The 21,390-nt window shown below is 67.7% G+C and carries 20 protein-coding genes; 11 read left to right on the top strand and 9 right to left on the bottom strand.

The features are described from left to right. Nucleotides 1–3: 3 nt before the first annotated feature. Nucleotides 4–492, bottom strand: a complete 489-nt coding sequence (locus tag E0H50_RS30725; protein WP_131294132.1) for a type III secretion system chaperone family protein — start codon at nt 490–492, stop codon at nt 4–6. Next, nucleotides 489–1,739, bottom strand: a complete 1,251-nt coding sequence (mshA, locus tag E0H50_RS30730) for a D-inositol-3-phosphate glycosyltransferase (protein WP_131294377.1) — start codon at nt 1,737–1,739, stop codon at nt 489–491. Before mshA ends, E0H50_RS30725 begins: the two co-directional genes overlap by 4 nt. A 175-nt stretch (nt 1,740–1,914) precedes the next feature. On the opposite strand from mshA, the gene E0H50_RS30735 reads away from it, so the two are divergent. Together E0H50_RS30735 and E0H50_RS30740 are read left to right on the top strand one after the other, a co-directional pair. After that, nucleotides 1,915–2,910 (top strand): hypothetical protein, encoded by a 996-nt coding sequence (locus E0H50_RS30735; RefSeq protein WP_202868398.1) that lies wholly within the window; start codon nt 1,915–1,917, stop codon nt 2,908–2,910. Beyond that, complete coding sequence (locus E0H50_RS30740) at nt 2,907–3,653, top strand: SDR family NAD(P)-dependent oxidoreductase (RefSeq protein WP_131294134.1); 747 nt, start codon at nt 2,907–2,909, stop codon at nt 3,651–3,653. The genes E0H50_RS30735 and E0H50_RS30740 overlap by 4 nt, the downstream gene beginning before the upstream one ends. A gap of 44 nt (nt 3,654–3,697) precedes the next feature. On the opposite strand, the gene E0H50_RS30745 is transcribed toward E0H50_RS30740, so the two are convergent. Next, nucleotides 3,698–4,513 carry an FRG domain-containing protein gene (locus E0H50_RS30745; RefSeq protein ID WP_131294136.1) on the bottom strand — a complete coding sequence of 272 codons (816 nt, stop codon included), beginning with the start codon at nt 4,511–4,513 and terminating at the stop codon, nt 3,698–3,700. 127 nt (nt 4,514–4,640) lie between these two features. On the opposite strand from E0H50_RS30745, the gene E0H50_RS30750 reads away from it, so the two are divergent. The 3 genes from E0H50_RS30750 (at nt 4,641) to E0H50_RS30760 (ending at nt 6,050) form a co-directional block, all read left to right on the top strand. After that, nucleotides 4,641–5,027: a helix-turn-helix domain-containing protein gene (locus E0H50_RS30750; RefSeq protein ID WP_131294138.1), complete on the top strand. Its 387-nt coding sequence runs from the start codon at nt 4,641–4,643 to the stop codon at nt 5,025–5,027. A 33-nt stretch (nt 5,028–5,060) separates the two neighbouring features. After that, complete coding sequence (locus E0H50_RS30755; protein WP_131294140.1) at nt 5,061–5,594, top strand: hypothetical protein; 534 nt, start codon at nt 5,061–5,063, stop codon at nt 5,592–5,594. 114 nt (nt 5,595–5,708) lie between these two features. Next, nucleotides 5,709–6,050 carry a DUF2516 family protein gene (locus E0H50_RS30760; protein WP_131294142.1) on the top strand — a complete coding sequence of 114 codons (342 nt, stop codon included), beginning with the start codon at nt 5,709–5,711 and terminating at the stop codon, nt 6,048–6,050. Nucleotides 6,051–6,647: 597 nt separating this feature from the next. On the opposite strand, the gene E0H50_RS30765 is transcribed toward E0H50_RS30760, so the two are convergent. Beyond that, entirely contained in the window at nt 6,648–7,439 is a 792-nt protein-coding gene (locus E0H50_RS30765) for a L,D-transpeptidase family protein (protein WP_238151412.1), read from the bottom strand. An 89-nt stretch (nt 7,440–7,528) separates the two neighbouring features. Here E0H50_RS30765 and E0H50_RS30770 point away from each other — a divergent pair, with 89 nt between their 5' ends. Continuing rightward, a complete protein-coding gene (locus E0H50_RS30770) occupies nt 7,529–8,032 on the top strand; it encodes a macro domain-containing protein (protein ID WP_131294144.1) in 504 nt (167 codons plus the stop codon). A gap of 23 nt (nt 8,033–8,055) precedes the next feature. Here E0H50_RS30770 and E0H50_RS30775 read toward each other — a convergent pair whose 3' ends face one another. From E0H50_RS30775 to typA, 3 genes are all read right to left on the bottom strand, one after another. Then, nucleotides 8,056–8,643, bottom strand: coding sequence for a L,D-transpeptidase (locus tag E0H50_RS30775; protein WP_131294145.1), 588 nt, complete (start codon nt 8,641–8,643; stop codon nt 8,056–8,058). Nucleotides 8,644–8,824: 181 nt separating this feature from the next. Beyond that, on the bottom strand, nt 8,825–10,486 hold the full coding sequence (locus E0H50_RS30780) for a glutamate--tRNA ligase (RefSeq protein WP_238151415.1): 1,662 nt from the start codon (nt 10,484–10,486) through the stop codon (nt 8,825–8,827). Beyond that, nucleotides 10,486–12,348 carry a translational GTPase TypA gene (gene typA, locus E0H50_RS30785; protein ID WP_131294147.1) on the bottom strand — a complete coding sequence of 621 codons (1,863 nt, stop codon included), beginning with the start codon at nt 12,346–12,348 and terminating at the stop codon, nt 10,486–10,488. The genes E0H50_RS30780 and typA overlap by 1 nt, the downstream gene beginning before the upstream one ends. Before the next feature lie 285 nt (nt 12,349–12,633). Between typA and E0H50_RS30790 the strand changes: the two genes are divergently transcribed. After that, entirely contained in the window at nt 12,634–13,269 is a 636-nt protein-coding gene (locus E0H50_RS30790) for a TetR/AcrR family transcriptional regulator (RefSeq protein WP_131294149.1), read from the top strand. On the opposite strand, the gene E0H50_RS30795 is transcribed toward E0H50_RS30790, so the two are convergent. Together E0H50_RS30795 and E0H50_RS30800 are read right to left on the bottom strand one after the other, a co-directional pair. Next, nucleotides 13,237–14,397 (bottom strand): FAD-dependent monooxygenase, encoded by a 1,161-nt coding sequence (locus E0H50_RS30795; protein ID WP_131294151.1) that lies wholly within the window; start codon nt 14,395–14,397, stop codon nt 13,237–13,239. The genes E0H50_RS30790 and E0H50_RS30795 overlap by 33 nt on opposite strands. 244 nt (nt 14,398–14,641) lie before the next feature. Beyond that, nucleotides 14,642–15,643 carry an asparaginase gene (locus E0H50_RS30800; protein ID WP_238151417.1) on the bottom strand — a complete coding sequence of 334 codons (1,002 nt, stop codon included), beginning with the start codon at nt 15,641–15,643 and terminating at the stop codon, nt 14,642–14,644. 209 nt (nt 15,644–15,852) lie between these two features. On the opposite strand from E0H50_RS30800, the gene E0H50_RS30805 reads away from it, so the two are divergent. The 4 genes from E0H50_RS30805 to E0H50_RS30820 are packed head-to-tail and all read left to right on the top strand — an operon-like array spanning nt 15,853 to nt 21,390. After that, nucleotides 15,853–17,154 carry an ABC transporter substrate-binding protein gene (locus E0H50_RS30805; protein WP_131294155.1) on the top strand — a complete coding sequence of 434 codons (1,302 nt, stop codon included), beginning with the start codon at nt 15,853–15,855 and terminating at the stop codon, nt 17,152–17,154. Further along, entirely contained in the window at nt 17,154–18,041 is an 888-nt protein-coding gene (locus E0H50_RS30810; protein ID WP_131294157.1) for a carbohydrate ABC transporter permease, read from the top strand. The genes E0H50_RS30805 and E0H50_RS30810 overlap by 1 nt, the downstream gene beginning before the upstream one ends. Then, complete coding sequence (locus E0H50_RS43565) at nt 18,041–18,949, top strand: carbohydrate ABC transporter permease (RefSeq protein ID WP_131294159.1); 909 nt, start codon at nt 18,041–18,043, stop codon at nt 18,947–18,949. Before E0H50_RS30810 ends, E0H50_RS43565 begins: the two co-directional genes overlap by 1 nt. Further along, on the top strand, nt 18,946–21,390 hold the full coding sequence (locus E0H50_RS30820) for a beta-galactosidase (RefSeq protein WP_202868399.1): 2,445 nt from the start codon (nt 18,946–18,948) through the stop codon (nt 21,388–21,390). The genes E0H50_RS43565 and E0H50_RS30820 overlap by 4 nt, the downstream gene beginning before the upstream one ends.

The raw sequence follows: 21,390 nt of genomic DNA on the forward strand, positions 1-21,390 counted from the left end.
ATGCTATCGAGGCTCCAGCCAGCCCTTGAACGCGTCCAGGTTTCGGGTCGACTCGCCGCGCGCCACCCGCCAGTCGTACTCGCGCCGGATCGACGACGCGAAGCCCAGTTCGAGGATCGTGTTGAACGACGAGTCCGCGTACTCGAGCACCGCGCCGAGCAACCGGTCGACCTCACCGGGTGTGATCGCGTGCAGCGGAACCCGTCCGTCCAGGTGGATGTCGCCCAGGTGGTCGACGGCGAACGCGACGCCGTACATCTTCAGGTTCCGCTCCAGCAGCCACCGGTACACGGCCGCGTGGTTCTCGTCCGGGTGCCGCGCGACGAACGCGTGCACCTGGACCGCCTGCGCGCCGACCGTCAGCGAGACAGTGGTCTTCAGCTTCCGCTCCCCCGGCAGGTCCGCGCTGAAGACACCCGGCTCACTCTCGGTGAACTCGAGCTCGTTCTCGGTCAGCACCTGGCGGATCACGTCCGCCGCAGAAACTCTCACCCGGCTACCTCCGCGGCAATCTCGGCCGCCATCGTTGTCGCGGCGGTCCGGTACGCCGCCAGCGTGTTCCGCGCGGTCAGCTCCCAGCCGAACCCCCGTGCGTGCCCGACCGCCGCGTGGCTCATGCTCTCGCGGACGGCCGGATCCGTCGCGATCCGCGCCAGCGCGTCGGCGAAGTCGTCCACCGCGTGCCCGCGGACCAGGAACCCGGTCCGCCCGTCCAGCACCGCCGTACTCAGGCCGCCGACGGCCGCCGCGACCACCGGCGTACCGCAGGCCTGGGCCTCCAGCGCGACCAGACCGAAGGACTCCGAGTACGACGGTACGCAGACGACCGAGGCCGCGCGGTACCACGAGGCCAGCCGCGCGCGCTCCATCGGCTTCACGAATCTCGTCACGTCGGAGATCCCGAGCGCCCGCGCCAGCTCGGCGTGCGACTCGGGGTGCTCCATGCCGTTGCCGGACGGCCCGCCGATGATCGCGACCACCAGCCGCGACCGCAGCGACGGGTCCCGCTCGAGCATCCGCGCCGCCGCCCGGATCAGCAGATCGGGCGCCTTCAACGGCTGGATCCGCCCGACGAACGCCAGTACGACGGCATCCTCGGGCAACCCGACCTCGCGCCGCGCCTGGGCCTGATCCGCGGGATGGAACAGCTCCAGGTCGACCCCCGGGTTCACCACGCCGACCTTCGCCGACTGGGCGCCGTACAGGTCGATCAGTTCGCGGGCCTCGTCGCCGGTGTTGGCCAGCAGGCGATCCGCGGCCTCGACGACCTGCTCCTCACCGATCAGCCGCGCGGGCGGTTCGGGTACGTCGTCGTCCGCGAGGCTGGCGTTCTTCACCTTGGCCATCGTGTGCATGGTGTGAACCAGTGGGACTGCCCAACGATCGCGGGCGAGCAGGCCGACCTGGCCGGACAACCAGTAGTGCGAGTGGATCACGTCGTACCAACCGGGCTCGTGGATCGCCTCGGCGCGCAGGACGGCGCGCGCGAACGTGCACAGCTGGGCCGGGAGCTCGTTCTTCGTCAGGCCCTCGTACGGGCCGGCGGCGACGTTGCGGACGGTCACGCCGGGCATCAGCTCGACCCGGGCCGGCAGCGCCGACGCGGTCGCCCGGGTGAAGACATCGACCTCGATCCCCAGGCCGGCCAGCTGTTTGGACAGCTCCACGACGTACACGTTCATCCCACCGGCGTCCCCGGTCCCCGGCTGGTCGAGCGGTGACGTGTGCAGGCTGATCATCGCGACCCGCCGGAGGGGAGATTCGATCACCCGCTCAGCGTAACTCCGGGGCTCCTGCGGGGAATCAGGACTTCTCCCTATCCCGCGGCGTCCGGCCTTTGGTGGGCCTACCTCCACCCCCACTGGCGGACTCACACCACTGCTTCACCGGCCCTGCGCCGAAAGCATTGAGGACATGCGTACAGTCCTCGAAGAAGTCAGGTCCTGGCATCGCCCGTTGATGCTGATGGTGCTCGCCATGTCGGGTCTCGTCCTGACCGCCGGCGTCGGTCTCGCACTCGACGGCCGCGAGATCCTCAACGAGTCCGTGTGGCTCAAACCGTTCAAGTTCGGCCTGTCGTTCGTCCTGTACGGCGCGACGCTCGCGTGGCTGCTTTCCAAGCTGCGTAAGGCGAAACGCTTCGGCTGGTGGACCGGGACCGTGTTCGCGGTCACCGGGATCGTCGACGTCGGGTTCATCGCCGTCCAGGCCGCGCGCGGGACGTTCAGCCACTTCAACGCCAACTCCGACACCTTCAACCAGGTCGGCCAGCAGGTCTTCATGTCCGGTGTCATGGGGCTGTTCGGGGCGAGTCTGGTGGTCGCGATCATGCTGCTGTTCCAGCGGATCGGCGACGCCCCGCTGAACCGGGCGATCCGGGTCGGCCTCGGGCTGGCCGTCGCCGGCATGGGGCTCGCGTTCTACCTGGTCGGTTCGCAGAGCCAGCGGCAAGAGGTCACGGACGCGTACGGCCACCCGGTCACGCTGGCCGGCAGCCACGGCATCGGCGTCGAGGCGGGTGGTCCCGGTATGCCGTTGACCAACTGGAGCACCGACGGCGGCGACCTGCGGATCCCGCACTTCGTCGGGCTGCACGCGATCCACTTCCTGCTGCTGACGGTCCTCGCGCTGAGCCTGCTCGCCGCGCGGGTCGAGTGGCTGCGCCCGGAACGCGTCCGGCACCGTCTGGTCGGCGTCGCGGCCTTCGGGTACACCGGAGTGATGGTCACCGTGACCGTCCAGGCGTTCCGCGGGCAGGCACTGATCCACCCCGACGTACAGACGCTGGGCATGCTGGGTGGATTCCTGGCCGTGAGCCTGGTTGCGCTGGCCGGTGTGATCACGGCGGCCCGGCGGCCGGTGAGACGGCCCGTCGAGCGCGCCGAGGGCTTTGAGAAACTTGAGGTATGACTTCGAGCGATCGTCCTCTGGCCGTGGTGACCGGTGCTAGCAGCGGGATCGGGGCCGCGTCGGCGCGGTACCTCGCCCGCGAGGGGTTCGAGGTGATCTGCGCCGCCCGGCGGCTGGACCGGATCGAGGCGCTGGCCAAGGAGATCGACGGCCGCGCGGTGCAGTGCGACGTCACGTCCGCCGAGGACGTCGCCGCACTCACCGCGGCGGTCGGGGACGAGCTGCAGGTGCTGGTGAACAACGCCGGCGGGGCGTTCGGCCTGGAGCCGGTCGCGGACGCCGATCTGGATGCCTGGCGGCGGATGTACGAGGTGAACGTGATCGCGGTCGCCGCGGTCACCAAGTCGTTGCTTCCGGCACTGATCGCCGGGCGCGGCACGATCATCGTGATGGGGTCGACGGCCGGCCAGGTCGCGTACGAGGGCGGCGGCGGGTACGTCGCCGCGAAGCACGGTGCGAAGGCCGTCGTCGACACACTCCGTCTGGAGCTGTACGACCAGCCGGTCCGGGTCAGCGAGATCGCCCCCGGCATGGTCCAGAGCGAAGGCTTCGCACTGACCCGCTTCGGCGGCGACCGGTCCAAGGCCGACGCCGTGTACGCCGGAGTCCGCGAACCGCTCACGTCCGAGGACGTCGCCGACATCGTCGCCTGGATCGCCACCCGCCCCGCCCACGTCAACATCGACCGCATCACCGTCCGCCCCCGAGCCCAGGCCGCCCAGCACAAGGTCCACCGCGAGTAGGTGGGTGTAGGACTGGACGGGGAGTGCTGCGCTCCACGACTTGCTCAGTACATCCCTTTGGTTCCGTGAACGGAGCCCGGCGGATACTGTCCCCTTAGCTCGGACGCGAGATGCTCGAGGTCGGGATAGATGTCACCCGGCCTGTAGCCGCAGATCTCGACCTGCCTGGCGAACTGCCACACTGCGCTTCTCGGGATGACCAACTTCTCGAGGAAGATGGGCGCGTCCTCGAGGTGATTGAGCACGCCGTAGTCCGGTGAATGAATCGTGAAGCAACCCTGCTGCACAAACATCCGGATATCGGTCTCCGATGCCATCGCGGCCAGCACCCTGTCTGGTCGCCTGTGCAGATCCGCATCATCCTTCTCACGGAACGCGCCCCCGAGTAGTCCGCTGCACTCGCCCGAAGCGATCGACGGAGTGACGTCGACATGACTGACATGTCTGTTCAGATCGTGCGGGGCGAGGATCCAGATTGCTGCATCGACCGGCGGGAACGGCTCCTGGTCTCTGGGCAGATAGCGCTCGATCGCGAAGTAGGCGGCGACGAGTGGCGAACGACTCCAGTCCAGCAGCCGCGTGGGCAACCCGTAGTGCTGCATCAAGCTCAGCCAGCCGGCGTGGTCGTCGTAGCTCGGAGTGTTCGGATACCTGATGGCCGCCCTGGTACGGAATCGGTGGGTGAAGTTCCGCTCATCCGGCAGGCTGTAGGGGCCATGGTGCGGCCGAGGTCGCCAGATCGACGGCGCGACAGACCAGCTTGCGTCGTGCTGTCCACGGAACCACAACGGTCTCATCTGCCCATGGGAATGCCGCTCGATTGCTTCTACCAGCTCGCCGATGCTGCCGATCTCTGTCATCAGACCCCCTCCTCCAGCACAGGCGGGCGAGCCTACTCGGGTTGACGACTCCTCACGAGCCTTCACGTGAGCCGACTCACGGCAGGCGTGCTTGCAATTGCAAGCAGCTTGCTAGCACACTGGGGGTATGGCCAAGTTGAGTGATCGGGCAGCGGGGGCGGTGGGCTCCGTCGGGGAGTACCTCGCCGAGCAGCGGCGGAACGCGCAGCTGTCGTTGCGGCAGTTGTCCGACCTGGCCGGAGTGTCGAACCCGTACCTGAGCCAGATCGAGCGCGGTCTGCGGAAGCCGTCGGCCGACGTACTGCAGCAGCTCGCGAAGGCGTTGCGGATCTCCGCGGAGACCCTCTACGTACGGGCCGGCATTCTCGATCCGGACGAGAGCCAGGAGGGCAAACAGCCCTCCGGTGTGGTCGACGCCGTCCTGCTCGACCCGGCGCTGAGCGAACGGCAGAAGCGTGTCCTGCTGGACGTCTACGCGTCGTTCGTCCGCGAGAACACCCCATCTACTGACTAGCACCTGCTGAAAACACCCCCGAGGAGAAGCCTGATGGCTACCCGTACGCCTGTTACCCCGTTCTACGCGATCGCCGGCGCCGGCGACCTCGCGGTCGAGAAGGTCCGCGCTGTCGGCGAGGACGTGACCGCCCGGTTCGCGAAGCTCGACCAGAAGAACCTGCAGACCGAGCTCACCAAGGAGCTGACCAAGGCGCAGGCCGAGCTGACCAAGCGCTTCGAGGCGATCGTCGCCGACGCGCGCACCGCCCCGGCGAAGCTGCGTGAGCTGCCGAAGACCGCGCAGGCCGGTTTCACCACCGTCCTCGGCCAGGCCGAGGAGACCTACGAGGACCTGGCCGGCCGCGGCAAGGACCTGGTCGAGCGGATCCGCCACCAGCAGGCGACCGAGGACCTGGTCAGCACCGCCAAGACCACGGTGAGCAAGGCCAAGGCCACCCGCACGACCGCGAAGAAGACCGCCACGAGCGCGACCCGCAACGTCAAGGCGACCGCGACCAGCGCCCGTAAGACCGCGAAGGCCGCCGCCAAGGCCGCCGAGTCCGCGGCCGACAAGGTCGGCGACTGAACACACCACAGACGGTGACGATTCACCCCCGTCCGGGTGAATCCTGGGACCGGGCGGTCCACAGCTGCGACCGAGCAGAGGTGGGCCGCCCGTTCTGTCGGTTAGGCTCGTAGCATGATCACCTTCCGGAGCCTGATCCCCGGGTTCGACGATCCGCTGTCGGTCATCTGGTGGGTGCTGCTTGCGATCAAGCTGGTCGCACTCGCCGACGCGGTCTTCCGGCCACGGGCGGTGTTCATCGCCGCCGACAAGCTCACCAAGCCCGGCTGGGTGCTGATCCTGGTCGTGTTCACGCTGAGTCAGGTGTTCCAGGGCTGGCTGAGCTTCTTCGGCCTGATCGGCATCGTCGCGTCCGCCGTGTACCTCGTGGACGCCCGCCCGGCCCTGCGCGCCGCCACCGGCCGTGGCCGCGGCGGCTGGGGCGTCCGCCGGCGGCGGGGCCCCCGCCCCCTGTAACCCACCCCACCAAGCACCACCGTGCCGCAGTACGCCGCCCTCGAATGCACCGCCAACAGCTGCGGGCTTGAACAGGTTCTCGTGGGTGCAGACAGGAAATATCGGCACTTGTGACGGATGTGTTGGTCGGCTGGGTTGAGTTGAGGGTCACCGGGCGGCCGGTCGTCTGTGCATAGGACTGGATATCCCCTCATGTTGGGGCTTCTCCCCTCCCACACCAGCAGAGAACCCACAACAGCAGGGGATAACCGGGCCCCTCGGCAACCGGCCGACCACGCTCACCGTGCAGACGCAGCCCGCCGAAAGCTGCATCTCGACAGTACGTATACGTCTACTACCCGCCACCGCGCGCCGAGCGGCGGGCTGGCTCGCCGATCAGTGGACGTATACGTACTGTCACCCTGCACAAGATCCGCAGCACAACCGCCCGGGCCCAGTCCAGAGCCCCACGCCCAACACCCCGGGTAGCTGGGGACGCTGACTGGCCACTTCAGGAACGTAGGAGTCCCCAGTCCCTGGACTTCGCCAGAATCCCTCCACTGATGTGCTGGAAACTCTCCATCAAATGGAGCCAGGCCGGCGGGGTGGTGGGTGGGGTTACGAGCGGTAGACGATGACCTTGTCGCCGACGTGGATCTGGTCGAAGAGGATCTTGATCTTGGCCAGGTCGCGGACGTTCACGCAGCCGTGGGACGCGCCGTTGTACCCGCGGGCCGCGAAGTCCGACGAGTAGTGCACCGCCTGCCCGCCGCTGAAGAACATCGCGTACGGCATCTTCGAGTCGTACAGCTTCGAGACGTGGTTCCGGCTCTTCCAGCCGACCGTGAAGCTGCCTTCCCGGGTCGCGGTCTTCACCGCACCGAACCGGACGTCCATCTGCATCTTCACCACGCCGTCGACGACGTACCGCAGCTTGCGGCTGGTCTTGTCGATGCACAGCGCCACACCGGTCGCGCAGCGGGCGTCGAGCTTCTTGCCGTTCACCACCGGCACCGGCGGGTACAGCTCGGTCTGCGTCGGCTCGTGGGTGACCTTCACCAACTGGTTCCAGGTGTTCTGATCGATGTACCCCAGCGGCGGAATGCCCTTCGACTTCTGGAACTTCTTCACCGCGGACCGGGTCATGGTGCCGAACTCGTTGTCCAGGTAGCGCTTCTCGAGCAGCTTCAGCTGCACCAGCCGCGCCTCGACCTTCCGGACGCTGGTCCCGCTGGACCCGTTCTTCCAGAGCGCTTTCGGGTAGATCGGCAGCTCGCCGCTGACCTCGAACGGCACCGTCTTCAGGTCCTGCGGGGCCGCGGTCGCGCTCGTTCCGGTACTCAGGAGTGCAGCAATCGCGCCCCCGACCACCAGCCCGCTCAGCAACTTGCGAATCAACAGCCCGCGCATCGGACACCCCTCACATAGACCCCGTCCCTACACTTGTAGGACGTCCTCACCGGCCATCTGGTTGGCTCAGCGTACCGGAGGAGCTGCCCATGGAGATCGCGCTGAGCGCGGCGGACATCACCACGGTCCCCGCGGACGCGATCGTGAACGCCGCCCATCACGCATTGCGCGGCGGTGGCGGCGTCGACGGCGCGATCCATCGGGCCGGCGGCCGCGAGTTCCTCGCGGAGCTCATCGAGCGGTACCCGAACGGCACTCCCACCGGTACGGCGGTATGGACCACGGCCGGTGCGCTACCGGCGTCGTACGTGATCCACGTGGTCGGGCCGAACTTCACCGCGGGGCAGCGGGATCCGGCGCTGCTCGAGTCCTGCTACCGCAACGCGTTGCGGATCGCGGACGAACTCGACGTACGCACGATGACCTTGCCCGCGGTCTCGGCCGGAATCTACGGCTGGCCCGCGCAGTCCGCCGCGGACATCGCCGTACAGACGCTGCGCCGTACGCCGACCACCGTCGCCAAGGCCACCTTCTGCCTGGTGGAGCCGCGGCTCTACAAGGCGTTCGGAAACGCAACAGCGGCCGGGGAGTGAGCTCCCCGGCCGCTGCGTTCAGTTCACTTGCTGTAGACGACGACCCGGTCGCCGATCTTCACCCGGGCGAAGACCCAGGCGATCTTCTTCTTGTCGCGGATGTTCGCGCAGCCGTGGGAGGCGCCGTTGTAACCGCGGGCCTTGAAGTCCGAGGAGTAGTGCACCGCCTGGCCGCCGCTGAAGAACATCGCGTACGGCATCTTGGTGTGGTAGAGCGACGACACGTGGTTCTTCGACTTGCGGTAGACGCGGAAGACGCCGTTGCGCGTCGGGGTCCGGCTGGAGCCGAACCGGACGTCCATCACCTGCACCGGCTTGCCGTTCACCATGTAGACCAGCTTGCGGGTCTTCTTGTTGATGCACAGCACGCGACCCTTGGTCATGCAGCGGCGGTCGATGCGGTACTTGGCGAGCAGCTTGCTGTTCGAGGTCGCCTTCTTCGCCGAGGCGGCCTTCGGCGGCAGACCGACCGGAGCCGGGGCCGTCGTCGAATTCTGCGCCGACGTCACAACCTGAGGCGCGGCCTCAGCCGAAGTGGTCGCCGACAGTGCGCCGACGCCCACGAACGCGGCGGCCGTCAGGGTAGCGCCGAACTTACGCAGAATGCCCATGTTTCCCTTGTCCTTCCCCCAAAGAGTGCTTCCACAAGACAGACGTCGCTACTTCACGTCTGGTTGGTAACGAATCAAAACTTTCTTCCCCCGCCACTGCCCCACCAATGGCCGAGAAAGTATGTATCACACCGACGGAGCCCGGGGCACGCTCCGTCAGCCACCGTGTCCAGTTCGTGCCCTAGGAGGTCAGTGCACGCAGCCGGCGCAGTACTTCGGACGCGCCCAGGGCCTGCGCGGTCGCGTGCAGGTCGGGGCTGCGGGTGGCGCCGGTGATCGCGACGCGGACCAGCTGCGAGGCCTCCCGGATCGAACCGACGTACGCGTCCGGATTCTTCTTGTATTCCTTGGCGTTCGGCGCGAACCGGTGCTTGCCGGCGAGCGCGCGGATCTGGTCGAACCACTCCTGCGGGTCGTCGAGATGCTCGTACTGAGCCACCAGGTCCGCGGCGAACGCGGTGACGACCTCCGGCGCGACACCGAGCGGAACCAGCCGCTCGTCCGCCGGTCCGTCCACCGGAACGAACAGCTCGGTGAAGAAGAACCCGTACGCCGGCCGGAAGTCCGACCACTTGCGCAGGTCCTTGCGGGGGTTCTCGACACCGTCGCGCTCGACCGCGAGCGCCCGCAGCGCGAGGTCCTTCTCGTTGTCGAGCACGGGAACGAGGTCAGCGTCGTACTCCACGGCCCAGGCACGCACCGCGTCGAGGATCTGCTGCCCACTCAGCGTCGCGATGTGGTCGGCGCTGAGGTCCTCGAGCTTCACCAGGTCGACCAGCGGGCCGGCGACACCGCACAGGCTCAGGTCGATCGGCGTCGCCAGCGCCTCGGCCAGCGGCACCTCCGCGAGCCGGCCGTTCGCCAGGCCGCGCAGGTAGTACAGGACCGCGTCGGCCGGGTAGCCCGCACCGATGTAGAAGTCGACGCCGGCTTCAGGATCCTTGCGCTTCGAGAGCTTCCGCTTGCCGCCCGGGATCTGCTTCATCAGCGGCGCGATGTGCGCGTACGTGATCGGCTCGAACTCGAGCGCCGCGAACAGCTGCTGGTGCAACGGCACCGACGAGATCCACTCGTCGCCGCGGATCACCAGGTTCACCCGCATCAGATGGTCGTCGACCGCATGCGCGAAGTGGTACGTCGGGAGCCGCGGCGACTGGTCCGAAGACTTCAGGATCACCGCGTCGTTGCGGTTCGCCTCGTGCTCGAGCCGGTCGCGGATCGCGTCCACGAAGCTGGTCCGCGTCTCGCCCTCAGGTGCCCGGAAACGCACGACGTACGGCGTTCCCTCGGCCAGCTTGGCGGCGACGTCGGCGGGGTCCGCGTCGCGCCAGATCGCCCACTTGCCGTAGTACCCGGTGGGGACCTTCGAGGCCTGCTGGCGGGCGGTGATGTCGGCGAGCTCGTCCTTCGTCGCGAAGCACAGGTACGCCTTGCCCTGCCGGAGCAGGTGCCGCACGTAGGTGAGGTAGATCTGCTCGCGCTCGGACTGCACGTACGGCCCGTACGAACCGCGGTTGCGGTCCTCGTCGGAGCTGATGTGGAAGTACTCGAAGGCGCGGTCGAACTGCTCCAGCGCCCCCTCGACCTCACGCGCCTGGTCGGTGTCCTCGATCCGTACCACGTACACGCCGCCGGAGTCCGTCGCGACGTCCCGGTCGATCATCCCGACGTAGATACCGCCGATGTGGATGAAACCGGTCGGCGACGGGCCGATCCGCGTGACCTTCGCACCCTCCGGCAGGTCCCGTGCCGGATACCGCTCTTCCCAGTGCCCCGGCTCCGGGAGATCCGCCGGGAAGAGTCCGTCTACCACCGCGCGGTCGATCATCAGCTCTTCGACCATCAGCTCTTCGACTTGCGGCCGAGCTTGGCGCGCTCGATCTGGGTGAGGGCGACCTTGCGCATCCGGATCGCGTCCGGCGTCACCTCCACGCACTCGTCCTCGCGGCAGAACTCCAGCGACTGCTCGAGCGACAGCTTGCGGGCCGGCACCAGCTTCTCGAACTCGTCCGCGTTCGAGCGGACGTTCGTCATCTTCTTTTCCTTGGTGATGTTGACGTCCATGTCGTCGGAGCGCGAGTTCTCGCCGACGATCATGCCCTCGTACACCTCGGTGGCCGGCTCCACGAACATGGTGCCGCGCTCCTGCAGGTTGATCATCGCGTACGACGTGGCCGCGCCGGCCCGGTCGGACACGAGCGAACCGGACGGGCGCGTACGCAGCTCGCCGAACCACGGCTCGTACCCCTCGAAGACGTGGTGCGCGATACCGGTACCGCGGGTGTCGGTGAGGAACTCGGTACGGAACCCGATCAGCCCGCGGGCCGGGACCAGGAACTCCATCCGGACCCAGCCGGTGCCGTGGTTGGTCATCTGCTCCATCCGGCCCTTGCGGACCGCGAGCAACTGGGTGACCGTGCCGAGGTACTCCTCCGGGCAGTCGATCGTCAGCCGCTCGACCGGCTCGTGCCGCTTGCCGTCGATCTCGCGGGTGACCACCTGCGGCTTGCCGACGGTCAGCTCGTAGCCCTCGCGGCGCATCTGCTCGACCAGGATGGCCAGCGCCAGCTCACCACGGCCCTGCACCTCCCAGGCGTCCGGGCGCTCGGTCGGGAGCACCTTCAGCGACACGTTGCCGACCAACTCGCGGTCGAGCCGGTCCTTGACCAGCCGCGCGGTCACCTTGGTGCCCTTGGTCCGGCCGGCCAGCGGCGACGTGTTGGTACCGATCGTCATCGAGATGGCCGGCTCGTCCACGGTGATCAGCGGCAGCGGCTTGGGGTTGTCCGGGTCGGTCAGGGTGTCGCCGATCATGATCTCCGGAATGCCCGCGATCGCGACGATGTCACCCGGGCCGGCCGAGTCGCCGGGGACGCGCTCGAGCGCCTCGGTGACCAGCAGTTCGGTGATCTTGACCTTCTGGATCGAGCCGTCGTGGCGGCACCACGCGACCTGCGAGCCCTTCTTCAGGGTGCCTTCGTGGACGCGGACCAGCGCGAGCCGGCCGAGGAACGGCGAGGCGTCGAGGTTCGTGACGTGGGCCTGCAGCGGCGCGTCCTCGGTGTACTCCGGGGCGGGCACGTTGTTCAGGATCGTCTCGAACAGCGGCTCGAGGTCCTCGGAATCCGGCATCCCGCCGTCGGCGGGCTGGTTCAGCGAGGCGCGGCCGGCCCGGGCCGAGGCGTAGACGACCGGGAAGTCCAGCGCGGACTGGTCCGCGTCGTGGTCGAGCAGGTCGAGGAACAGCTCGTACGTCTCGTCGACGACCTCGGAGATCCGGGCGTCCGGACGGTCGACCTTGTTCACCACCAAGATCACCGGCATCTGCCGGGCCAGCGCCTTACGGAGCACGAACCGCGTCTGCGGCAGCGGGCCCTCGGAGGCGTCCACCAGCAGCACGATCGCGTCCACCATCGACAGGCCGCGCTCGACCTCGCCGCCGAAGTCGGCGTGCCCGGGGGTGTCGATGATGTTGATCGTCATCTGCTCGCCGTTGGCCATCTTGTGCCGTACGGCGGTGTTCTTGGCGAGGATCGTGATGCCCTTCTCACGTTCCAGGTCGCCGGAGTCCATGGCCCGCTCGTCCACGTGCTGATGGGCTCCGAAGGCGCCGGACTGCCACAGCATCGCGTCGACGAGGGTGGTCTTCCCGTGGTCGACGTGGGCCACGATCGCGACGTTGCGCAGGTCGTTACGGACAGGCATGAAGGAGCGCTCCAGTCATCAGAGGGTGTGTAGGCGGCTACGGCTGGTTTCACGTGCCACTCGACACAGGGCGCAGCCCTCTCATTCTACCCGTCACCGCTCGTGTCCAGAAAACGGGAAGGTCCTTGACGTTTGTTGACTGGACGTCCAGTCTATAGACGGCGCCTGGGGAGGGGCCGAAACCACGGGGGGTCAGCCCGAGGCGCCGGGCACGAGGATGGGGGGTTGCCCGGCGCTTCAGGCTTCGACCAACGGCGCCTTCGGACTTCCTCCGGAAGGGAACCAGTGCCGCGATCGGCGACCGTCAACCAGGAACTGCGGGAGCGCTCCCGCGAACGCATCCTGGCCGCGGCGCTCGAGACCTTCGCCGCCAAGGGGTACGAGGCGGCGTCGATCTCCGACATCACCGCCGCGGCCGGCGTCTCCCGCGGCCTGGTCTCGTACTACTTCGCCACCAAGGAACAACTGGCCGCCGAGCTCCTGGACCGCTGGCTGGACGGCATCTCCGGTCTGCTGTCCATCCAGGGAACTCCTGATGAACGTTTGGCCGGCATCATCGACGGCGCCCTGATGGCGGCCGCGACCACGCTCCCGATCCAGCGGCTCGCGATCACGCTGATGATGCAGCCGACCACCCACGACGTGTTCGCCCGCGTCGAGCAGGCCAAGTCCGCACGACTGTCGCTGGTCGAGGACGCGATCCGCGACGTGTTCGCGGCCCGCGGCGCCGCCGACCCGGCCGTCGAGGAAATGTTGCTCAGAGCAACCTTGGAGGGGGTGACCGTCAAACTCGCGATCTACCGCGAGACCTTCCCCCTGGAGGCAATCCGCACCCGCCTGTACGCCGGCTACGACCTGCCCGCTCCGACCGCGCCACTGCCCGTCCTGTCACCCGCGGTCAGCCGTCTGCGTGCCAAATGACCCAGGTGGCGTCCAGTCGAAGATTCGCGTGCCGTTCCTGAGTGCGGCCCGCGGCGGGGTGATGCGGAGCATCTCGTTCCGCAGCCACTGCCCGCGTGCGCCGACCTCCGCCCCGGTCCGCCCCATCCACGCCGACCGATTGACGATCCGCTGCGTACGTCGGTACCGCTGCGACTCGTACTCGCGCAGCCCAATCGCCAGCTCGCGGCCGGCCGGGATCACCAGCCCGAGCGTCACCGCGTCCTCGAGCGCCGAGTTCGCGCCCTGCCCGAGCGTCGGCAGCATCGGATGCGCCGCGTCCCCGATCAGCACCGTCCGCCCGATCGTGTACCGCGGCAGCGGCCGGTCCAGCACCCACACGTCGTGCCGGATCACCTCGTCCGTCGCCGCGATCAACGCCCGTACGTCAGGAGCCCACGCGGCGAAGTACTCACGGACCGCCCGCACCTCGTCGTCGATCAGCCGGCCGCTCGGCATCGCGACGTACCCGTACCAATAGACCTCGTCGGCGCTGATCCGCAGCGCTCCGAACTCGGCGTTCGGCCCCCACGTCATCGCGAACCGGTCGTCGACCGTGGTGTCCGACATCGCGGCCCGCCAGCAACTGAAGCCGCTGTACTTCAATTCGCTGGAGAACAGGCTGTTGCGCGTGACGCTTCGGATCCCGTCCGCTCCGACGACGAGGTCGGCTCGCGCACTGTGTGTCCCGTCCGCGGACTCCCAGGTCACCCGGGCCCGCTCACCACCCACCGCCCCGGGTTCGACCTGGCTGACCCGGGCATCCGTCACCAGATCGGCGTCCTGCGCCTCGACCAGCGCCCGATGCAGCCGGCGCCGGTGAATCCCGATCATCCCGGTATCGTCGGCATCAGGTGCCTTGAGCAACCATTTCCCGTCCCACCGCCTGGTGCCGGCCGCGCGTACGCCGTACCCGCTCTGCCGGATCCGCTCCAGTGCCCCGAGCTCTGCGGCCGCGCGTTGTCCGTTGACGGTCACCACCAGTCCCGCGCCAACCTCCCCCAATTCCGGCGCGCTCTCCAGGACCCGGACCCGCCAGCCGCTGCGCCCCAACGCGGCAGCCGCTGCCAGCCCGCCGATCCCGGCCCCGATCACGATCGCCTCGTCCATGCCCTTCACCTTAGAAACGCAGAGGGCTCAGCACGTACAAAAGTTCATACGTCGGAGCGAGCGTCCCGCGGACGAGCTTTCCGGAACTTAACTGCCGCTGAGTGCAAACTTCCTTCCGGAAAGAAGGCCGGAACCATCAGCCGGACGACAACCGGAGCGGCGAAGCGGGTTGGGGAGGATCTTCTGCCCGATTCGGCACACGATCCTCCCCAAGTCTGGTCGCTCACCCCGGGGCCTGGAACACCTAGCTGAAGACGGTCGAGTTGGGGCGAACTTCGCCGACTCGGATGCCCCCGCCGTACAGCGGGAAGGTGGCCTGCTGCTCGATCGCCTCGTGCTCTAGGCCAAGCCGACGTATGGCGGCTGCGATCACCACTGATGATGCTCTGGATGCGCCGTCCTCGATCTTGACTGCGATGCCGCGGCCGTCTGCGAGTCCGACGGCGTACACGCCTTCGGCGCCGATCTTGCACAGCAGGCCGGGCACGGCGCGCATCAGCGCGGCCTCGTCGCGCCTACTCCCACTGGCATACTCGGGGTACTCCCGGAAGGCGGTCGCGATGCGGCCCTCATCGGTGTCTGCCGCGGCGGCTGCGAAGAGGCCGAAGGAGCGTGCGAGGCCGGCAAGGCTGATCGCCAGTAGTGGTGCTCCACAGCCGTCGACCGCGACGTGCGCGACCTTCTCGCCGGCGGAGTCTTCGATCGCCACGCGAATCGCCTGCTGCAACGGATGGTCCGGCGAGCGGTAGTCGTCACGCCCCCAGACGCCGTCCGGACTCTTCTCCCTGGCCGGATCGTGGATCGGCCAACCGTTGTGTACGCACGTCGCGATCATGGCGGCGTGCTTGCCGGAGCAGTTCATCGTGATCTGCTCCTGCGTGTGACCTGATCGGACCCACTCGTCCCGGCTCTGCTCGTCGTAGGGGTACGACGCCGGCGTACGCAACGCCGTCTCGTCCAGACCGACGCCGGCCAGGATCTCGCGGACGCCGGCCAGGTGGAACTGTTCGCCTGAGTGGGAGGCGCCTGACAGGGCGAGGAGGTTGCCGGTCAGGGGGAGGCCGTTGCGGAGCATGCCGAGGGATTGCATGGGTTTGTTGGACGAGCGCGGGAACATCGGCTGGTCCACGATGCCGGCGGACCAGGCGACGGTGCCGTCGGGGTCGGTCACGACGACGGAGCCGCGGTGGTGGCCTTCGACGAAGTCGCTGCGGACCACGTCGGCCAGGATCACAGGTTCGGTCACGGCTGAACTGTACAGGTGCAAAACCCACAGTTGCGAATGAATCCGAGGCCCTGTGACCCGGCTCTCCGGCCGCATGGCCGGTCACGGTTTGGACTCTCGGGAGACCAGGTCTTGTCAATGGTTATTCCAATGGTTAGTTTAACCGCCACCCAAATCCCTCAGGGACGAACAGAAACCCCCAGGGTTCAACACGCAGGAGGGTCAGCACGATGACGATGGACAGCTCGCGGCTTTCACGCCGTGGATTTCTCGGGATGGGACTCGCCGCCGGCGTCATCACGTTGACGGCCTGCGGATCGGACAACGACAAGGCTTCGTCGGACGGGAACGCCACCGCCGCCAACCTGGTGATGACGGTGTGGGGCGGCGAGTCCGACAAGACGGCGTACCAGAAGCGGATCGACCTGCTGGTCAAGAAGTTCCCCGAACTGAAGGTGACCCTGCAGCTGATCCCGAACGACGGCTACGCGCAGAAGGTCCAGACGATGATCGCCGGCGGCAAGGGCCCGGACATCATGCAGGTGGCCGAGAGCGTCAACGTCTACTCCAGCAAGAACCAGATCCAGCCGCTCGACGAACTGGCGAGCAAGGCCGGGATCGACCTGGAGAAGCGGTTCGGCTCGATCGGCAAGCTGTACTCGTACCAGGACAAGGTCTACGCGATCCCGGACCGTTCCGGCGCCATGATCGTGTTCTACAACAAGACGCTGTTCGCGGCGAAGGGCATCGAGGCGCCGAGTGCGGACTGGACCTGGGACGACGCGCTGGCGGCGTTCAAGGAGCTGACCGTCCCGGGCAAGCAGTGGGGCTACGCGGGCTCGGGCTGGTGGGCCCAGTGGTGGAGCTTCGTGTACCAGAACGGCGGCAAGATCATCGACGACAGCGGCAAGCCCGCGGTCGCCACCGACGAGGTGATCGAGGCGCTGCAGTGGGCCGGTGACCTGATCTTCAAGCACGGCGTCGTACCGACCCAGAAGCAGTACGCCGACATGGGCGCCGACGTCGGCGGTGACGCGGCGTTCGCGAACGGCAAGGTCGCGATCAACACCACCGGCTTCTGGGGTATCAGCGGTCTGACCAAGAGCAAGATCGACTGGGACGTCGCGCCGCTGTGGAAGGGCAAGCAGCAGGCGGTGACGGCGTTCGGCAGCGGCCTGGCCGTCTCCCGGACGGCGAAGAACCCCGCCGCCGCGCTGAAGGCGATCGACTTCCTCACCTCGCCCGAGGCGCAGCAGCAGATCATCGCCACCGATCAGGACGTGCCGGCCAACATCGAGGTGCAGAAGAGCGAGGCGTTCCTGAAGCCGGCCTGGATGACGAAGCCGGTGAACATGAACGTCTTCGGTGAGTCGAGCGGCTTCGTGTACCGGGCGCCGTTCATCCCGCAGTGGAACGAGATGCAGAAGGCGTTCGACGACGGGCTGGCCGACTTCTGGCTCGGCAAGCAGGACGCGCGGACCGCGCTGACCGCGATCCAGAAGCGGCTCGAGACGATCGTCAAGCCGGCCTGATGTCGAGACTGCGCCGGCGCGAGGCGCTCTGGTTCTACCTGTTCGCCTCGCCCTGGATCATCGGGTTCGTCGTCTTTCTGCTCGGGCCGATGATCGCGTCGGTCTACATCTCGCTGACCGACTGGGACTCGTTCACGCCGCCGAAGTGGGTCGGGCTGCAGAACTACACCCGGCTGCTCACCGACGACCCGGTGTTCTGGAAGGCGTTGTGGAACACGTTCTACTACGCGGCGATCTCGGTCCCGCTCGGGCTGGTGATCGGCTTGTGGCTCGCGAACCTGCTGAACAAGCAGGTTCGCGCCCGCAAGGTGTTCCGCACGCTGATCTACCTGCCGACGCTGGTCCCGCTGGTGGCCACCGCGATGATCTTCAAGATGGTGCTGGCGCCGTCCGGGCCGCTGAACGACGTACTGGGGATCTTCCACCTCCCCGGTCCGTCGTGGCTGCTGGAGGCGGTGTGGGTGAAGCCGGCGCTGATCCTGCTGTCGGTCTGGGGTGCCGGCGGCGCGACCGTACTGTTGCTCGCGGCAATGAAGGGCATTCCCCGGGAGCTCTACGAGGCGGCCGAGGTGGACGGCGCGTCGGCGATCCGGCAGTTCTGGAGCATCACCGTCCCGCAGCTCACCCCGATCATCTTCTTCAACCTGATCATGGGGCTGATCGGCGCGTTCCAGGTGTTCTCCCAGGTCTACATCCTGACCAAGGGCGGCCCGAACAACGCCAGCCAGATGATGGTGCCGATGCTGTTCGACGAGGCGTTCAACTTCTACCACATGGGGTACGCCTCGGCGATCTCGTGGCTGTTGTTCGCGGTGATCCTGGTGTTCACCCTGCTGGCCTTCCGCACCGCCCGGCGCTGGGTGTTCTACGAGACCGAGGTGAAGTGATGGCAACCGCACTCTCCACAGCGACTCCGGCCCGGGAACGCAGTACGAGCAAGGAACGCGTGGTCGGCGTGTTCCGGGCGTCGCCGTTCACGTACGCGACGCTGATCGTGGTGTCCGCGGTGCTCTGTGTGCCGCTGGTGTTCGTGGTGTCGATCGCCCTGTCGAGTGACCAGACGGTCAACGCGAACACGTTCACGATCCTGCCGCGCGAGTTCCACTGGGACAACTTCACCCGGGTCTTCGGCACGGACCTGCCGATGCAGCGGTTCCTGCTCAACTCGATGATCATCTCGGCCGGCGCGGTGATCGGCCAGGTGCTGTCCAGCGGCCTGGTCGGGTACGCGTTCGCACGGTTGCGCGCGCCGGGCAAGAACGCGCTGTTCATCATCGTGCTCGCGACCATGATGATCCCGGCGCAGATCACGATGATCCCGCAGTTCATCCTGTTCAAGGAACTCGGCTGGGTGAACACCTACCTGCCGCTGATCGTGCCGAACTTCTTCTCGAACGCCTTCAACGTGTTCCTGGTGCGGCAGTTCGTGTCCCGGCTGCCGAGCGAGATCGACGAGGCCGCGATGGTGGACGGCCTCGGCTTCTTCGGGATCTACCGCCGGATCATGCTGCCGATGCTCGCCCCGGTGCTGATCGCGATCGGCATCTTCACGCTGACCGCCACCTGGGGCGACTTCATGGGCCCGTTGATCTACCTGAACGACGAGTCCAAGATGCCGCTCGCGCTCGGCGTGCAGTACATCACCAGTACGTCGGCCGCGCTGCAGGCGCCACCCTGGAACCTGGTGATGGTGGGATCGATCCTGCTCACCCTGCCGATGATCCTGGTGTACTACCTGGGACAGCGATACCTGTACGAAATGGACATCAGCGGCGGAAGCGCGGGGGTCAAGTGACAGTCGAAGTGGACGCGCGAGGGATCCGGATCGACGGTGACGCGCGGGTGGTGTTGTGCGCGTCGCTGTTCTACTTCCGGTTGCCACGCGAGCAGTGGCGGGAGCGGCTCGAGCAGGTTCGCCGGTCCGGGTACACCTGTGTCGACGTGTACCTGCCGTGGAACTTCCACGAGGTCTCCCCCGGCCAGTGGTCGTTCGAGGGCCGTCGGGACGTCGCCGCGTTCCTGGACCTCGCGTTCGAGCTGGGTCTGCACGTGATCGCCAGACCGGGGCCGTACATCTGCTCGGAGTGGGACGGCGGTGCGCTGCCGGCCTGGCTCGGGCTCGACCCGGCGCTGGGCGTCCGCCAGAACGAGCCGCAGTACCTCGCGCAGGTGACCGCCTGGTTCGACCAGGTACTGCCGATCCTGGCCGCCCGTCAGCAGGGTGCGGGCGGTGCGGTGATCATGGTTCAGCTCGAGAACGAGTTGGACTTCTTCGACTGCGCCGACCGGCACGGCTACATCTCGTCGTTGCGCGACCAGGCGGTTGCCCACGGCATCGTCGTACCGCTGATCGCGTGTTCCGGGCAGGGCGATCTCTTCGGCGCCACGGGCAACGTCGAGGGCGTCGTACCGGCGTGCAACTTCTATCCGAACGACGATTCGCCGTTCGTCGAAGAGGAGGTACGGCGGTACGCGCACCTGCTCGCGGAGCGCGGGCTGCCGCTGCTCATCACGGAGACGAACCGGCGGCACCGGACGTTGCGGCGGATGCTGGCGAGTGGGGCCTCGCTGCTCGCGCCGTACCTGCAGTCCTCCGGATGGAACTTCGGCTACACCCCGTCGAGCGGCAACTGGGGACGGCCCGGGAACCTCATGAGCCACGGGTACGACTTCGGTGGCTACGTGTCGTCGACGGGAGTGGAACGGCCCGAGTACGCCGAGGCGCAGGTGCTGGCGTGGGTACTGGCGGCGCTCGGACCGCGGCTCGCGTCGGCGACTCCGGGCGAGTCGATCGAGGTGGTCACCGACTTCCCGACCAGCTCGTCGCACTCGGTGCTCGAACTGGACGGCGGCGGGCGACTGGTCGCCGTACCGAACCTGGGCAGCGAGGACGGACAGGCGATCGTCGCCGGGATCCCGGTCGCGGTCGCCGCGGACTCATGCCCGTTGATGTTGCTCGATCTGCCGCTCGGCGAGACCACGCTCCGGCTGGCGTCGGCCGACCTGATGGACTCACGGCAGGGACTGTTGTTCTGCTCGTCCGTGCCGGTCACCGTTGCCATCGGCAACACCACGGAGGAGGTCCCGGTCGGCTCGTCGCGGACGGTCGAAGGTGTCGTGGTCACCGTGGAGCCACCACCGGAGGTCGACACCCCGGAGACCACCGACGTACAGCACGGGACCGTACGGCGACGTACGTCGGTGGCACCCTCGACGCCCGCGGGCACCCATGAGCTCGCCCCGACGCTGGAGTCCCTCGGTGTCTACCGCGGACGGGGCACGTACACGGCCACCACCGAACTGACCGACGAACTGCTGGTCGTCGGCGCGGCCGACATCGTCGACCTGTCGATCGGCGGCCGCGTCCACACGCTGGCAGGATTCGGCGCGACCGAGCGCATCGCTGTCCGCGAGCTCACCGGCGAGCTCCGGGCGACCGTCGAGATCTGGGGCCACGCGAACTTCGACGACACTCGACTGCCGTCCCTGCGACTCGGCGCCCTCCGCGGCCTCGGCTCGGTGTGGAACGTCGTCGAGACGCACGACCTCTCCGCACTCTGGACAGTCGACGGTCATTGGGCCGGCGACCCGGCGCCGCTACGCAGCCTCACCGGCTGGAGCAGCACCCGCATCGGTACGCCGATCACCTACACGCGCCCGATCACAACGGACACACCGGCCGCTCTGCATCTCGACGGCGTCCGCGAGCCCATCGTCGTGACGGTCGACGACGGGGAGCCGGTCATCGTCCACACCGAGAACCCGTGGGTGATGCTGCCCGCGGGGACCAAGCAACTCTCGGTGACGGTCGCCCACCATCCGACCGGCGGCGGTCTGCGGGCGGAGTTGCTCACGCTCAGCCCGATCCTGGACTGGACCTGCGCCGTCCAGGACGACGAACTGCTCACCGCGTTCGCAGGCCGCCGCGAGTCCGGGACCACGATCGAGCTCCCGCTCACCCTGGCGCCCGGCGCGGAGGCCTGGCTCGACGTGGAGCTTCCAACGTTGGAGAATGGTCTGCTGATCCGGCCGGACGGCGCTCAGGTCCGGATCACCGGTTGGGCCTCCGGGGAGTGTCTCGGACGCGTCTGGCTCGGAGACCGGCCGGCGTTCTCCGGCGGCGATCCGGACGTACTGTGGATTCCGCCGGGCTGGTCCGGACTGACGCTGCTGGTCCAGGGCGTCGCCGGTCCGGCCACACCGGAGCTTCGTACGATCGGGATCGAGACTACCTAG

Origin of the sequence: Kribbella sindirgiensis, from assembly GCF_004331435.1 — a bacterium.
GTDB classification, from domain to species: Bacteria; Actinomycetota; Actinomycetes; order Propionibacteriales; family Kribbellaceae; genus Kribbella; species Kribbella sindirgiensis.